The organism is Pedococcus sp. P2_E5 (assembly GCF_056403895.1).
The window spans coordinates 72,934-87,237 of the sequence record NZ_JBFUEP010000009.1 but is presented as its reverse complement, the minus strand read 5'-3'; the positions used below and the strand labels follow the sequence as shown (position 1 = coordinate 87,237).

Here is a 14,304-nt window from a genome sequence, read left to right as displayed (position 1 = left end):
GAAAGTATGAGTTTCCRAGGCCCTCGACGGTCAGGACCGAGGTCCTGATCGACGCTCTCGCCGAAGCGAGTGCGTGGGATATTTCTAATCCAGGGTCGGGTCGGCCACAAGTGGTTCAGCAGAGATTTCCGTGACTTTGTGGGCCATTTTCCTGTCCGCTCCGGCGTGTCCTGACGACACGCCGTGTCCGGGCCGCCGGCGCCGCCTGCGAGGATGGATCCATGCCCAGCGCCCTGCCCGACGGTGACCCTGCACCGTCGGACGGCCTCCTCCCGCAGGCGTCGCTCCAGGCTCTCGGGGACCGACCGTTCGGCATCTACCTGCACGTGCCGTTCTGCTCCGTCCGCTGCGGGTACTGCGACTTCAACACCTACACGCTGACCGAGCTCGGCGTCGACGGGGCCAGCGTCGGCACCTTCGCCGATGCCGCGCTGCGTGAGCTGGCCTTCGCGGTCGATGTGCTCGGCGACGTGCCGACCGTGGACACGGTGTTCGTCGGTGGGGGAACCCCGACGATGCTGGCCGCGGAGGACCTCGCCCGCATGCTGCACGGCATACGAGACGGCTTCGGGCTGGCGCAGGGGGCCGAGGTGACCACCGAGGCCAATCCCGACTCGGTCACTCCCGAGGGGCTCGCCGTGCTCGCCGACGCAGGGTTCACCCGGGTGTCCCTCGGCATGCAGTCGGCAGTGCCGCACGTCCTCCGGACCCTCGAGCGCACCCACGACCCGGCCAACGTCGAGCGCGCCGTCGCCGCCGCACGCGCGGCGGGGCTCCAGGTCAGCCTCGACCTGATCTACGGCACCCCCGGGGAGTCGCTCGACGACTGGCGGACCAGCCTGGCTGCCGCGAGCTCCCTCGAGCCGGACCACATCTCGGCCTACGCCCTCGTCGTCGAGGAGGGAACGAAGCTGGCCGCCCAGGTCCGGCGTGGCCAGGTGCCGGCACCTGAGGACGACGACGAGGCGGCCAAGTACGAGATCGCCGACGAGCACCTCGCCGCAGCCGGCTACTCCTGGTACGAGGTGAGCAACTGGGCCCGGCGCGAGGATGCGCGGTGCCGCCACAACGAGGGCTACTGGGCCGACGGCAACTGGTGGGGAATCGGGCCCGGGGCGCACAGCCATGTGGGCGGAGTGCGGTGGTGGAACGTCAAGCACCCCAACGCGTATGCCGCCCGCGTCGCCGAGGGCCTCAGCCCAGCTCACGGCCGGGAGACGCTGACCGCCGAGCAGCGGTACGACGAGCGGGTACTGCTCGCGGTCCGGATGGTCGACGGCCTCCCGATCAGCGACCTGCGCGACGAGGGGCGGGTCGCCGTCGCCGGGCTGATCGCTGAGGAGCTCGTGGACGCGACAGCGGCCCTGCGCCGTCAGCGGGTCGTGCTGACGAGGCAGGGCCGGCTGCTCACGGACACCGTCGTGCGACGGCTCCTCGGCCTGCGCTGAATCCTGGGAGTGCGCTGACCGCTACGCGGTCACCTCACCAGCTCCGGGGTCATCGGGTAGCGGTACCACTCGCCGTTGTTGGCCTTGACGGCGGCGATGATCGAGAAGACCACCCAGGCGATGCCCGTGGCGATGAGGAACGGGATCCCGATCAGCACGAAGGACAGGAGCCCGAAGACCCACAGCGCGATCGTGATGACGATCTGGAAGTTGAGCGCCTGCGCGGCGTGGAACCGGATGAACGGCCCCCGGTCCTTGAACACGAGGAACACGATGAGCGGGCCGAGGAACGGGAAACCCACCATGGCCGCGACGAACGGGGCGATGTGGACGAGCGTGGCCCAGGTCTTCTCGTCCTGCGGCGACATCGGCCGGGGAGCCACGCCGTAGGCCGGCGGGGGCTGGACCGGCGGCTGGTAGTGCGGCTGGTCCTGTGGCTGGTTCGGCGTCGGCGGCTGGTAGCCCGGGGGTGCCTGCGGGGGCACCTGCGACTGCTGCGGCTGCTCTGGTTGGTCGGTCATGGGTTTCTCCGTGGTGAGTGGCTCCGTGGTGGTGCTACACCCAGTGAAACGCATGACGGCCCCCGAAAGTCCGCCTCTCGGGGTGTGGGCAGGGGCGGGTCAGGGACCGTTCAGGGTCGACCCCGAGAGCTCAGTGCCCCGGCTCCGTCACGCTGTATCTAATCTCGCGACTCCGTCACGCTGTATCTAAGCTCGCGACTCCGTCACGCTGTATCTAATCTCGCGACTCCGTCACGAAGTCGATGAGCTCCTCGACGCTGGCCAGCAGGGTTGGCTCGAGGTCGGCGTACGACCGCACCGTCCCGAGGATCTGCTTCCACGCCCGCGCGATGTCGGCCTGGTCGTCGTGCGCCCACCCCAGGTGCGCGCAGATGCCGTGTTTCCACGACTGGCCGCGGGGGATGACCGGCCACCGCGACAGCCCGAGCCGCTCCGGGCGCACGCTCTGCCACACGTCGACGTACGGGTGTCCCAGCACGCGCACGTGCCGGGCATACGGTCCCCGCGCTGCCTGCTGCACGACTCGGTGCTCCTTGGTGCCCGGCAGCAGGTGGTCCACGAGGACCCCCATCCGCCGACCTGGGCCGGGCTGGAAGTCCGCGATCGCCGCGACCAGGTCGTCCACGCCCTCCAGCAGCTCCACGACGACTCCCTCGACCCGCAGGTCGGCACCCCACACCTTCTCGACCAGCTCGGCGTCGTGCCGGCCCTCGACGAAGATCCGCGAGCCGCTGGCCACCTTGGCCCGCGCGCCCTCGACGGTCCTCGACCCGGAGGCCGTGCGCGAGGCCGCGGCGCGTGCGTCGGCCAGCTGGGCACGGGCTGCGGCAGTCGGCGGGGTCAGGATGACCGGGGCGCCGTCGAGCAGGAAGCCCGGGCCCATCGGGAAACCCCTGGTGCGGCCGCGACGGTCCTCGAGGTGCACGACGCGCATCCCACCGGCCTTCTCGACGCGGACCACGGCACCGCACCAGCCGGTCTCGACGTCCTCGACGACCAGGCCGGTCTCGGCCTCCACCTCGCGGGAACGGCCCCGCGGGGGGACCTTCCAGTCACCGGACAGGACATCGGAGCCATAGCGGTCGGACACCGATGCAGGGTATGCCGCGGCGTGGCCTCGACAGCGCGGGCGCGCCGCCCGTGCGGGCAGGACCGGGGAACAACGTAGACTTGGCACTCGCTGAGCCTGAGTGCCAGCCTGTCCGTAGCCGGGCCAGATCGGTCGAAGGAGGTGCCTGATGAGCGAGGAACGTCGACTCGCAGTGCTGCGCGCGATCGTGCAGGACTACGTCCAGACCTCCGAGCCGGTGGGTTCCAAGGCCCTGCTCGACCGGCACCAGCTGGGGGTCTCGGCCGCGACCGTCCGCAACGACATGGCGGCGCTCGAGGAGGAGGGCCTGATCGCGGCTCCGCACACCAGCGCCGGGCGTGTGCCGACCGACGCCGGTTACCGCCTGTTCGTCGACCGGCTGAGCTCGGTCAAGCCGATGACGGCGGCCGAGCGGGCCGCCATCGCCCAGTTCCTCGAGGGCGCCGTCGACCTCGACGACGTGGTGGACCGGACCGTTCGCCTGCTCGCCTCACTGACCCGGCAGGTCGCCGTCATGCAGTACCCGTCGCTGACCCGTTCGACCGTGCGGCACATCGAGTTCGTCGCGATGGGCCCGACCCGCCTGATGGTCGTGCTCATCGTCAACACGGGGCGCGTCGAGCAACGCGTGATCGAGACCAGCCACGACCTCTCCAGCAAGGACGGCGAGGCGACCCTCGGGCTGGTCCGGGCCAAGGTCAACGCCCGCGCCATCGGGCAGCGGCTGGTGGACGCCGCCGCCTCCCTGGCCAGCCTCGCCGACGAGTTCGAGCCGGTCGACCGTGACCTCGTGCGTGCCGTCGTGCGGTCCCTCGACGACGCGCTGGTCGAGGAGCGTGAGGAGCGTGTCGTCCTCGCGGGCACAGCGAACCTCGCCCGCGTCGGCACCGACTTCCCGCTCAGCATCGGCCCGGTCCTGGAAGCCCTCGAACAGCACGTCGTGCTGCTCAAGCTGCTGGGCACGGCACGCGAGACCTCCGACACGGTCTCGGTGCGCATCGGGCACGAGAACCCGTTCGCCGGGCTCCAGTCGACCTCGGTCGTCTCGACCGAGTACGGCTCGGGCTCCGAGCTCGTCGCCGGTCTGGGCGTCCTCGGCCCCACCCGGATGGACTACCCCACGACGATGGCGTCGGTGCGGGCCGTGGCGACCTACGTCTCCCGAATCCTCGCGCAGTGACGCGCGTTCGACCTCGTACCACCGACCGTCACCCCGGTGACACCAAGGACATTCGTTGAACGACTACTACCAGGACCTGGGTGTGTCCCGGGACGCCAGCCCCGAGGACATCAAGCGCGCGTATCGCAAGAAGGCGCGGACGCTGCACCCGGACGTCAACCCGAGCCCTGAGGCCGAGGAGCAGTTCAAGAAGGTCTCGCAGGCCTATGACGTGCTCTCCGACGCGGACAAGCGGCGGTCCTACGACATGGGGTCCGACCCCTACGCCGGGGGCGCTGCCGGGTTCGGCCAGGGCTTCTCGTTCAGCGACATCATGGACGCGTTCTTCGGTGCCGGGGCAGGTCAGGCCCAGCGGGGTCCGAGGTCGCGTCAGCGGCGCGGCCAGGACGCCCTCATCCGGCTCGACATCGACCTCGGCGACGCCGTGTTCGGTGCCGAGAAGGAGCTCGCCATCGAGACGGCCGTGGTGTGCGCCACCTGTCACGGTGACGGCGCGCAGCCGGGCACCTCTCGCCGCACCTGTGACGTGTGCGGCGGTCGCGGCGAGATCCAGCAGGTGCAGCGCTCGTTCCTCGGCCAGGTGATGACGACCCGTCCCTGCGCCACCTGCCAGGGCTACGGCGAGGTACTCGTCAGCCCGTGCTTCGAGTGCTCGGGTGACGGCCGGGTCCGCACCCGACGCACCCTCAAGATCAAGGTTCCTGCCGGGGTGGACACGGGCACCCGCATCCAGCTCGCCGGCGAGGGTGAGGTCGGCCAGGGCGGCGGGCCCGCTGGAGACCTCTACGTGGAGGTGGCGGTGCGCCCGCACCAGACCTTCCAGCGGCGTGGCGACGACCTGCACTGCACCGTCGAGCTGCCCATGACGGCCGCAGCCCTCGGCACCACCGTCAAGCTCGACACCTTCGACGGCAGCAACGAGCTCGAGATCAAGGCAGGCACGCAGCCCGGCGACGCGATGACGCTGCGTGGCCTCGGGGTCACGCACCTGCGCGGCACCGGCCGCGGCGACCTCATCATCCACGCCAACGTGCAGACCCCGACACGCCTCGACGAGCAGCAGGAAGAGCTGCTCCGCCAGCTGGCCACGCTGCGCGGTGAGGAGCACCCGGCAGGGCGGCTGTCGCCGGCCCACCCCGGGCTCTTCGGCAAGCTCCGCGACGCGTTCAAGGCCAAGTAGCAAGGTCCTCCCGCCGTGACCCTGCCGCTGTTCCTCGTCGAACCAGCCGTCCTCGTCGGGGCCGCTGCGGGCAGCCACCTGGTGCTCGATGGTCCCGAGGGCCGGCACGCCGCGACGGTCCGCCGGATCGCGGCGGGGGAGCAGGTGATGCTCGCCGATGGCGGCGGCCTGCGGGTCACCTGCACGGTGCTGGGGGCCGGCAAGGCCGAGCTCGACCTCACCGTCGTCAAGGTATGCCGCGAGCCCGAGGTCGTGCCCCGGTTCGTCCTCGTGCAGGCCCTGGCCAAGGGCGACCGTGACGACCAGGCGATCGAGGCGGCGACCGAGTTCGGGGTCGACGAGGTGGTGCCCTGGCAGGCCTCACGAAGCATCGTCCAGTGGCGTGGTGACCGTGGCGACAAGGCCCGGCGCAAGTGGGAGTCGACCGTCGCCGCGGCGGCCAAGCAGTCCCGCCGCGCCCGCGTACCGGTCGTCGCAGAGCTGGTCTCGACCAAGACCCTCGCGGCGCGCATCGGCGGCGCCGCGGCGGCATACGTGCTGCACGAGGACGCGACCCGACCCCTGGCGGGGCAGGCGCTCCCGACCGACGGCGACGTCCTCGTCATCGTCGGCCCGGAGGGCGGCATCACCGCCGAGGAGGTCACGGCGTTCGAGGCTGCGGGTGCGCTGACCGTGCGCCTGGGCGACACGGTGCTGCGGTCCTCCAGCGCCGGGCCGGCTGCGCTCGCCGTGCTGAGCGCCGCCGGCCGCTGGCGCTGAGGCGGCCTAGCGGACCGAGAAGGACACGACCTTCTCTGCCACGATCTTGTCGCCGCCTTGCATGCTCGGCTCGAAGACCCGGATCGAGTAGTCGCCCGCCGTGAGCCTGCCGAGGTCGATGGAGTACGTGCCCTGCATGGGGCCTCCGATCGAGGCGGTGGTGTGGCCGGCCTTGACCTTGGTGCTGCCGCGCCTGAGCTCGTAGCTGACGTTGGCCTCGAACACGATGGCCAGGCCCTGGACGACGACCGGCTTGGCCACCGGGAGAACCTGGTCCCGAGACGGTGACGTGACCCAGATCGGGGCGACGTCCTCGTAGAGCCGGTCCGACGGCGGCCTGGTGAACGTCTGGTCGGTCGAGATCGAGCCGAACAGGGTGGTCGACCCGTCGGCAACCTCGAACCGCACGGGGGAGGTCTGCTGGATCGCGGCCTGCGCGGTCCACACGAGCTCCTGGACGGCGAGCCGCTTGTTCTCGTCACCGACGACGGCGTCCTTGGAGCCGCCGTTGGCCAGGTGGACGGTGATCAGCGTGTCGGTCACGGTCACGTCGCCGATGGTCTGTCCGGACCACGGCTGGAGGTAGCCGTCGGTGTTGCTGTAGGGCTGGGCGTTGATGGCCAGCACGAGTGCTGCCTTCGCCCGCTCCGCCGGGGTCGCGCCGGTGGGCAGCTCGCTGCGGATGAAGTCGCGGAACAGCCGGTAGGTGGGCTTGTCGTCCCCGATCGGCCCCAGGAAGTAGACGGGCAGCGACACGGCCTGTGTCGTGGCCGGGCCACTGGTCGACGGCGACGAGGAGGGTGACGTGGTCGGCGTCGTGCTCGCGGACCCGGTGGCGGACTGCGAGGGGCCCGAGGTCTGCGGAGGCGTGATCGTGGGCCCGTCGTCCTGGGCGGACCACCACACGCCACTGATGATCGCGGCCACGGCCGCGGCGGCCGCCAGGGGCATCACCCAGCGCCGGGCACCAGCACCACCGGTCGCGGTCACCGGCCCCGCCTCGTGGGCCTCGTGCAGGATCGTGTCCAGGCGGTGCGAGGGGTGCATCTGCTGGGCGTCCTGGGCCAGGGCCTGGCGCAGCCGCCGCTCGACCTGGTCGAACTCTCCCGGCTCGTAGTCGGGGTGCAGGAAGTCGATGCGGTCACTCATGACGCCGCCTCCATCCGGTCGCGCAGGGTGGCGAGTCCGCGGTGGGCATGGGCCTTGACCGAGCCCGCGGAGATGCCGAGCGCGTCGGCGATCTCGGCCTCGCTCAGGTCGAGGTAGTAGCGCATCGTCAGGACCTCTCTCTGGCGCTGGGGCAGTCGCCCCAGCGCGCTGATCATCGAACTGGTGCTCTCGGACTGGAGTGCGCGTTCCTCGGCGCTGGCCTCGGTGTGCCGTGCGTAGGCCGTGGGCTCACCCTGCTCCCGGGCGACGTACCGCTCCTCGACCCCGCGGTGTCGCAGGCCCGAGCGGGCGCCGTTGACGACGGACCGACGCAGGTAGGCCGCCGCGGCCTGGTGGTCGCGGATCGACTCCCAGCGTCGGTGCACGGCGATGAACGCGTCCTGGACGACCTCCTCGGCCGCGAGGTCGTCGCGCAGCAACAGCCAGGCCAACCGGACCAGCCCGGTCCAGTGGGCGGCATACAGCTCGGCGATCGCCTCGTCGGCCGCTGGCCGGACCTCGCCACGGCGGTCATGCTCTGCCACGCTCAACAGTCTCACGCCCTGATGACGCGCAGCCCCGTCAACCGGTTGACGCGCCGATAGGGTCGGATTCATGGGAACCCCGGCCCCGCGGCACACCGACCCCGACTGCCTGTTCTGCAAGCTCGTGGCGGGCGACATCCCCTCGACCGTGGTGTACGAGGACGAGGCGACCTTCGCGTTCCGCGACCTCGAACCCCAGGCTCCGACCCACGTCCTGGTGGTCCCGCGCCACCACGTGCCGAACGTCGCCGCTCTCGTGCACGAGGCGCCCGAGGACGCCGCGGCCCTGATCCGCGCCGTGGCTGCAGTCGCAGAGCAGGAGGGCATCGCCGACCGCGGCTACCGCTCGGTCTTCAACACGGGCGCCGAGGCCCACCAGACCGTGTTCCACGCGCACGTCCACGTGCTCGGCGGCCGGTCAATGACGTGGCCGCCCGGCTGAGCGGCACCGTAGACTGGTCGGACCATGCCAGATCCTGACCATCCGACTCATCCGACTCATCCGACAACACTGGGGGGCGCGCCCGAGGGTGCCCTTCCGATGCCCACCCACACCGTCGAGATCCCTGCCCAGGTGCAGATGGTGACGCTTCTCGGTCCGCGCGACGAGCTGCTACGCACCATGGAGCGGGCCTTCCCGCAGCTGCAGATCCACGTCCGGGGCAACGAGTTCCACCTGTCCGGACCGAGCGCCGAGGTCGCGCTCGCCGAGCGCACCATCGACGAGCTGCTCCTGGTCATCGACGGCGGTCAGCCGCTGAACCGCGACGCCGTCGAACGCTCGATCAGCATGCTGCGTGCCCAGACCACCGAGCGCCCCGCCGACGTGCTCACCATGAACATCGTGAGCAACCGCGGCCGTACCATCCGGCCCAAGACGCTCAACCAGAAGCACTACGTCGACGCGATCGACAAGCACACCATCGTCTTCGGCATCGGTCCGGCCGGCACCGGCAAGACCTACCTCGCGATGGCCAAGGCCGTCGCGGCGCTGCAGGCCAAGCAGGTCAACCGGATCATCCTGACCCGCCCGGCGGTCGAGGCGGGCGAGCGGCTCGGCTTCCTGCCCGGCACGCTCAACGACAAGATCGACCCCTACCTGCGGCCGCTCTACGACGCGCTGCACGACATGGTGGACCCCGAGTCGATCCCGCGGCTGATGGCTGCCGGCACCATCGAGGTCGCACCGCTGGCCTACATGCGCGGACGTTCGCTCAACGACGCGTTCATCATCCTCGACGAGGCACAGAACACCTCGCCCGAGCAGATGAAGATGTTCCTCACGCGGCTGGGGTTCGGGTCCAAGATGGTCGTGACCGGTGACGTCACCCAGATCGACCTCCCCGACGGCACCCGATCGGGGTTGCGCGTGGTCCGCGACATCCTCGGTGACGTCGAGGACATCCACTTCTCCCTGCTCACCGCCCAGGACGTCGTCCGGCACCGCCTCGTGGGTGCCATCGTCGACGCCTACGGCCGGTGGGACGAGCAGGGACAACGCGTCCAGGGTGAGCGCCTCCAAGGCCAACACGCCCAGGGCGAGCAGCACGGTCAGGGAGGGCGAGGGCGTGAGCGTCGACGTTCTCAATGAGACCGACTTCGAGCTCGACGAGCTCGAGCTGGTGGCGCTGAGCCGCTACGTCATGGGGGAGATGCGGGTCCATCCCGGCGCCGACCTGTGCCTGCGGCTGGTCGACGAGGCCGCGATGGAGGTGCTCCACGTGCAGTGGATGGACCTACCCGGCCCGACCGACGTCATGAGCTTCCCGATGGACGAGCTGCGGCCGGCCCGGGAGGGTGACGAGCCCGAGGAGGGCGTCCTCGGCGACATCGTCCTCTGCCCGTCGGTCGCGGCCAAGCAGGCTGCCGACGCGGGTCACGCGACCGAGGAGGAGCTCCTGCTGCTGACGACGCACGGGATCCTGCACCTGCTCGGGTACGACCACGCGGAACCCGAGGAGGAGCGCGAGATGTTCGAGCTCCAGCGGCAGCTGCTGCTCACCTTCCTCGCGGGCCGCGGGCGGCCCGCCACCTGATGGGGCGCTGATGACCGCACTCGTCTTCGCAGCCCTGCTCAGCATCGCCAGTGCCTTCCTCCTCTCGGCGGCAGAGGCGGCCCTGTGGCGGATGTCCCGGGTCCGCGCCCAGGAGCTGCTCGAGGAGAAGCGCACCGGCGCCGTGGCGCTGTCGCGCATCGTCGCCGACAGCGCGGCATACCTGTCCGTGACGGCGTTCCTGCGCATCGTGGCGGAGTCGACCACCGCCGTCCTGATCACGCTCGGAACCATCGACCTGGTCGACGGGTTCTGGCGGCGGCTGCTCATCGCCATCGGCATGATGGCCCTCGTGTCGTTCGTCGTGGTCGGCGTCTCGCCGCGCACGCTGGGGCGTCAGCACTCGGATTCCGTTGCCCTGCTTGCCTCCCCGCTCATCGTGGGTCTGCGCACGTTCCTCGGACCGGTGGCGAGGGTGCTGGTCGCCCTCGGCAACGCCGTGACACCGGGGCGCGGCTACCGCGACGGCCCGTTCCAGAGCGAGTCCGAGCTGCGCGACCTCGTCGACCTGGCGGGTGAGAGCTCGGTCATCGAGGCCGGTGAACGCGAGATGATCCACTCCGTCTTCGAGCTCGGTGACACGGTGGCGCGCGAGGTCATGGTGCCGCGCACCGACATGGTCACCATCGACGGCGAGAAGTCGCTGCGCTCGGCGATGTCGCTGTTCCTGAGGTCCGGGTTCTCGCGCATCCCCGTGGTGGGCGACGGCTCGGACGACGTCCTCGGGCTGCTCTACTTCAAGGACGTCGTCCGCCGGGTCAACGCCGACCACGAGTCGGGGTCGCTGCCGGTGACGGCGCAGATGCGGCCGATGCACTACGTTCCCGAGAGCAAGCCGGTCGACGACCTCCTGCGCGAGATGCAGCGCGACCAGAGCCACTTCGCGCTCGTCGTCGACGAGTACGGCGGCACGGCCGGCCTGGTGACGATCGAGGACATCATCGAGGAGATCGTGGGCGAGATCGCCGACGAGTACGACCGCGAGGCGCCCGGGGTCGAGGACCTCGGTGACGGCACCTTCCGCGTGCCCGCGACCATGGACATCGACGACCTCGCCGACCTGTTCGACGTGGACATCGAGGAGGACGAGGTCGACACCGTCGGAGGGCTCATCGGCAAGTCCATCGGACGGGTTCCGATCGTCGGCTCCCGCTGCGAGGTGGGCGGGCTCGCCCTCACGGCCGAGCGGATGGCCGGCCGGCGGCACCGCATCGCCAGCGTCATCGTCCAGCGCCTGGTCGTCGACGAGGATGCCGATGCCGACGGTGGGCGCGAGCGCACTACGGTGGAACCCGAGCGCGAGGGAGTGTCATGACTGCGAGTGGTTCCGGACCGACCGAGGGGTATGCCGGGTCCTCACCGTCCGGGGCGTCGGCTCCGGACGCGCCGTCGGGATACGTCGCCGGCTTCGCCTGCCTCGTCGGACGACCCAATGCCGGGAAGTCGACGCTGACCAACGCCCTGGTGGGGCACAAGGTGGCGATCACCTCGTCGAAGCCCCAGACCACCCGGCACACCATCCGCGGGATCGTCTCGACACCCGCCTCCCAGCTCGTGCTCGTCGACACCCCCGGGCTGCACAAGCCGCGCACCCTGCTGGGGGAGCGGCTCAACGACGTGGTGCGCGAGACCCTGCTCGAGGTCGACGTCATCGGGTTCTGCCTGCCGGCCGACCAGAAGATCGGGCCCGGTGACGGGTTCATCGCCCGTGAGCTCAAGGAGATCCAGCAGGACAGACGGCGCCCGGTGGTCGCCATCGCGACCAAGATCGACATCGTCGACCGACAGCGGCTGGCCGAGCACCTCATCGCGATCGACCAGCTGGGGGACTGGGCCGCGATCGTGCCCTGCTCCGCCGTCGACGGCCGCCAGGTCAAGGACGTGGCGCAGGTGCTGTCGACCTACCTGCCGCCCTCGCCCGGACCGCTGTACCCCGAGGGACAGCTGACCGACGAACCGGACGTCATCATGATCGCCGAGCTGGTCCGCGAGGCGGCGCTCGAGGGCGTTCGCGACGAGCTGCCCCACTCCTTGGCCGTGGTCGTCGAGGAGATGCTGCAGCGACCGGATCGCCCGGTCGACAAGCCGATGCTCGACATCCGTGTCAACGTCTTCGTCGAGCGGTCGTCCCAGAAGGCCATCATCATCGGCCGCGGTGGCTCCCGGCTGCGTGAGGTCGGCACCAACGCCCGCGTGGGCATCGAGAAGCTGCTGGGCCAGAGGGTCTACCTCGACCTGCACGTCAAGATCGCCAAGGACTGGCAGCGCGACCCCAAGCAGCTCCAGCGCCTCGGGTTCTAGGCATCCCTCGGTCCTGACGCTCAGGCGCCCTGTGTGGTGAGGGTCACGGCATACCTGAATGTGGTTGCAGCGCAATGGATCTGGCCATGCCGACCCCGTCTCACGCCGTGGAAGATTTGAGTTCCCTGTGAGTTCTCGGCAGGGTGGGCGGCTGCGCGACACGGTTTTCATACGCAACTAACCCAGAACAGCGAAGGAGCGGCGCCCTCCCCAAAGAGGGCGCCTACGCCACGTGGACACGACACTGACCAAGACTGGCCCCGCAGCCCCGGCGGAAGCCGCCGGCGAGCACGAGGCCCTCGAGCACCTGCCCGACAACCAGCACCCCGCCCTCGACCCCGTCGTGGTGGAGCACCAGGCCAACGAGCCACAGAAGGTCGACACCATCGTCTTCGGTGTCACGGCCGCCATCGCGGTCGCGTTCGTCCTCTGGGGCTTCCTCAGCACCGACACCCTCAGCTCGGCGTCGGGTGCCGGCCTCGGCTGGGTCGTGCACAACATGGGCTGGCTCTTCTCGCTCGTGGCGTCCGGCTTCGTGCTCTTCGTCATCTGGATCGCGGCCAGCAAGTACGGGCGCATCACGCTCGGCCGGGACGACGAGGAGCCGGAGTTCAAGACCGTCTCCTGGATCGCGATGATGTTCTCCGCCGGCATGGGGATCGGCCTGATGTTCTACGGCGTCTCCGAGCCGCTCTCGCACTTCGTGACCCCGCCGCCCGGCACCGGTGCGGCCGGGAACCCCGAGGCCGTGCAGAACGCCATGGCGACCACGCTGTTCCACTGGACCCTGCACCCGTGGGCCATCTACGCGGTCGTCGGACTGGCCATCGCCTACGGCGTGTTCCGCAAGGGCCGTTCGCTGCTCATCAGCTCGGCCTTCGCGCCGCTGCTGGGGGAGAAGCACACCAACGGTCCCGCCGGTCGCGTCATCGACATGCTCGCGATCTTCGCGACGCTCTTCGGCTCCGCCGCCTCGCTCGGCCTGGGCGCGCTCCAGATCGGGTCGGGCTTCGAGATCGTCGCGGGGATCGGCAAGGCGGGCAACATGCTGCTCGTCGCCATCATCGCGGTGCTCACCCTGTGCTTCATCCTGTCGGCCGTCTCCGGTGTCGCCAAGGGCATCCAGTGGCTGTCCAACATCAACATGGTGCTGGCCCTCGGGCTCGCGGTCTTCGTGTTCGTCGTCGGCCCGACCGTCTTCATCCTCAACCTCGTGCCGACGGCCGTGGGCTCCTACTTCCAGGACCTCGCGATGATGTCCGCGCGCACCGACGCCGCTGGCGGTTCCGCCATGAAGGAGTGGCTGTCGGGCTGGACGATCTTCTACTGGGCCTGGTGGGTCAGCTGGACCCCGTTCGTCGGCATGTTCATCGCGCGGATCTCGCGTGGTCGCACCATCCGCCAGTTCGTGACCGGTGTGCTGCTGGTGCCGAGCCTGGTGTCCCTGGTGTGGTTCGCCATCTTCGGTGGCGCGGGCATCGACATGCAGCGTGGTGGCACCGACCTGGCCGGCGCCGGGTCCGCCGAGGGGACGCTCTTCGCGATGCTCTCGCACATGCCCCTGTCCACGATCACCTCGATCGTCGTCATGGCACTCGTCGCGATCTTCTTCGTCTCCGGCGCGGATGCGGCGTCCATCGTCATGGGCACGCTGTCCGAGCGGGGCACCCTCTCGCCGAGCCGCAAGACGGTCATCTTCTGGGGCGCCGCCACMGGTGCGGTCGCCGCGGTCATGCTCCTCGTCGGCGGTGAGGACGCGTTGTCCGGGCTGCAGAACATCACCATCGTGGCGGCGCTGCCGTTCCTCGTCGTGATGATCGGGCTGGCCATCGCGCTCGTCAAGGACCTCAGCAGCGACCCGCTCATCGTCCGCGGTGCGTACGCCGTGGCCGCGGTCGAGCAAGCTGTCGTGGCGGGCGTGACCGAGCACGGCGACGACTTCACCCTCACGTTCGAGCAGTCCGCCCCGGGTGAAGGGGTCGGCGACCTGGTTGACGTGGGGTCGACTTCCGACAACGAGCACACAGGTTCTGCCACATCGTGAGCCGCTGAACCGCTGCACGACCGAGCCGACCTA

Annotated in this window: 14 protein-coding genes; 10 read left to right on the top strand and 4 right to left on the bottom strand. The window is 70.1% G+C overall.

The annotated features are described in order from the left end of the window. The first annotated feature begins 221 nt into the window (after window positions 1-221). Window positions 222-1,448: a radical SAM family heme chaperone HemW gene (hemW, locus tag AC1DVZ_RS04770; RefSeq protein ID WP_477617028.1), complete on the top strand. Its 1,227-nt coding sequence runs from the start codon at window positions 222-224 to the stop codon at window positions 1,446-1,448. A 29-nt stretch (window positions 1,449-1,477) separates the two neighbouring features. On the opposite strand, the gene AC1DVZ_RS04765 is transcribed toward hemW, so the two are convergent. Both AC1DVZ_RS04765 and AC1DVZ_RS04760 read right to left on the bottom strand, forming a co-directional pair. Next, on the bottom strand, window positions 1,478-1,969 hold the full coding sequence (locus AC1DVZ_RS04765) for a DUF4870 domain-containing protein (protein ID WP_477617027.1): 492 nt from the start codon (window positions 1,967-1,969) through the stop codon (window positions 1,478-1,480). A 214-nt stretch (window positions 1,970-2,183) separates the two neighbouring features. Beyond that, entirely contained in the window at window positions 2,184-3,059 is an 876-nt protein-coding gene (locus AC1DVZ_RS04760) for a DUF3097 domain-containing protein (RefSeq protein ID WP_477617026.1), read from the bottom strand. 148 nt (window positions 3,060-3,207) lie between these two features. Between AC1DVZ_RS04760 and hrcA the strand changes: the two genes are divergently transcribed. Genes hrcA through AC1DVZ_RS04745 form a run of 3 tightly spaced genes read left to right on the top strand, consistent with a single transcriptional unit; the run spans window position 3,208 to window position 6,178 of the window. Further along, window positions 3,208-4,239, top strand: a complete 1,032-nt coding sequence (gene hrcA / locus AC1DVZ_RS04755) for a heat-inducible transcriptional repressor HrcA (RefSeq protein ID WP_477617025.1) — start codon at window positions 3,208-3,210, stop codon at window positions 4,237-4,239. 55 nt (window positions 4,240-4,294) lie between these two features. Next, window positions 4,295-5,419 carry a molecular chaperone DnaJ gene (gene dnaJ, locus AC1DVZ_RS04750; protein ID WP_477617024.1) on the top strand — a complete coding sequence of 375 codons (1,125 nt, stop codon included), beginning with the start codon at window positions 4,295-4,297 and terminating at the stop codon, window positions 5,417-5,419. A gap of 15 nt (window positions 5,420-5,434) precedes the next feature. Continuing rightward, window positions 5,435-6,178, top strand: a complete 744-nt coding sequence (locus AC1DVZ_RS04745; RefSeq protein ID WP_477617023.1) for a 16S rRNA (uracil(1498)-N(3))-methyltransferase — start codon at window positions 5,435-5,437, stop codon at window positions 6,176-6,178. A gap of 6 nt (window positions 6,179-6,184) precedes the next feature. Here AC1DVZ_RS04745 and AC1DVZ_RS04740 read toward each other — a convergent pair whose 3' ends face one another. Together AC1DVZ_RS04740 and AC1DVZ_RS04735 are read right to left on the bottom strand one after the other, a co-directional pair. Beyond that, window positions 6,185-7,327, bottom strand: a complete 1,143-nt coding sequence (locus AC1DVZ_RS04740) for a Gmad2 immunoglobulin-like domain-containing protein (protein WP_477617022.1) — start codon at window positions 7,325-7,327, stop codon at window positions 6,185-6,187. Beyond that, window positions 7,324-7,872 carry a SigE family RNA polymerase sigma factor gene (locus tag AC1DVZ_RS04735; RefSeq protein WP_477617021.1) on the bottom strand — a complete coding sequence of 183 codons (549 nt, stop codon included), beginning with the start codon at window positions 7,870-7,872 and terminating at the stop codon, window positions 7,324-7,326. Before AC1DVZ_RS04735 ends, AC1DVZ_RS04740 begins: the two co-directional genes overlap by 4 nt. Before the next feature lie 70 nt (window positions 7,873-7,942). On the opposite strand from AC1DVZ_RS04735, the gene AC1DVZ_RS04730 reads away from it, so the two are divergent. The 6 genes from AC1DVZ_RS04730 to AC1DVZ_RS04705 all read left to right on the top strand — a co-directional run bounded on the left by AC1DVZ_RS04730 (window position 7,943) and on the right by AC1DVZ_RS04705 (window position 14,271). Further along, window positions 7,943-8,314 carry an HIT domain-containing protein gene (locus tag AC1DVZ_RS04730; protein ID WP_477617020.1) on the top strand — a complete coding sequence of 124 codons (372 nt, stop codon included), beginning with the start codon at window positions 7,943-7,945 and terminating at the stop codon, window positions 8,312-8,314. 99 nt (window positions 8,315-8,413) lie between these two features. Beyond that, a complete protein-coding gene (locus AC1DVZ_RS04725; RefSeq protein WP_477617019.1) occupies window positions 8,414-9,463 on the top strand; it encodes a PhoH family protein in 1,050 nt (349 codons plus the stop codon). After that, the gene (gene ybeY, locus AC1DVZ_RS04720) at window positions 9,441-9,908 is read left to right on the top strand and encodes an rRNA maturation RNase YbeY (protein WP_477612551.1); all 468 of its coding nucleotides are present in this window, start codon (window positions 9,441-9,443) and stop codon (window positions 9,906-9,908) included. The genes AC1DVZ_RS04725 and ybeY overlap by 23 nt, the downstream gene beginning before the upstream one ends. 10 nt (window positions 9,909-9,918) lie before the next feature. Continuing rightward, window positions 9,919-11,241 carry a hemolysin family protein gene (locus AC1DVZ_RS04715; protein WP_477617018.1) on the top strand — a complete coding sequence of 441 codons (1,323 nt, stop codon included), beginning with the start codon at window positions 9,919-9,921 and terminating at the stop codon, window positions 11,239-11,241. Next, window positions 11,238-12,227, top strand: coding sequence for a GTPase Era (gene era, locus AC1DVZ_RS04710; RefSeq protein ID WP_477617017.1), 990 nt, complete (start codon window positions 11,238-11,240; stop codon window positions 12,225-12,227). The genes AC1DVZ_RS04715 and era overlap by 4 nt, the downstream gene beginning before the upstream one ends. Window positions 12,228-12,534: 307 nt before the next feature. Then, window positions 12,535-14,271 (top strand): BCCT family transporter, encoded by a 1,737-nt coding sequence (locus tag AC1DVZ_RS04705; protein WP_477617031.1) that lies wholly within the window; start codon window positions 12,535-12,537, stop codon window positions 14,269-14,271. Window positions 14,272-14,304: the final 33 nt, after the last annotated feature.

Coding starts and splice junctions, on each gene's coding strand:
- era (WP_477617017.1), top strand. CDS start 11,238: ATGACTGCGAGTGGTTCCGGACCGACCGAGGGGTATGCCGGGTCCTCA.
- AC1DVZ_RS04740 (WP_477617022.1), bottom strand. CDS start 7,327: ATGAGTGACCGCATCGACTTCCTGCACCCCGACTACGAGCCGGGAGAG.
- AC1DVZ_RS04730 (WP_477617020.1), top strand. CDS start 7,943: ATGGGAACCCCGGCCCCGCGGCACACCGACCCCGACTGCCTGTTCTGC.
- hemW (WP_477617028.1), top strand. CDS start 222: ATGCCCAGCGCCCTGCCCGACGGTGACCCTGCACCGTCGGACGGCCTC.
- hrcA (WP_477617025.1), top strand. CDS start 3,208: ATGAGCGAGGAACGTCGACTCGCAGTGCTGCGCGCGATCGTGCAGGAC.
- AC1DVZ_RS04715 (WP_477617018.1), top strand. CDS start 9,919: ATGACCGCACTCGTCTTCGCAGCCCTGCTCAGCATCGCCAGTGCCTTC.
- AC1DVZ_RS04765 (WP_477617027.1), bottom strand. CDS start 1,969: ATGACCGACCAACCAGAGCAGCCGCAGCAGTCGCAGGTGCCCCCGCAG.
- AC1DVZ_RS04725 (WP_477617019.1), top strand. CDS start 8,414: ATGCCCACCCACACCGTCGAGATCCCTGCCCAGGTGCAGATGGTGACG.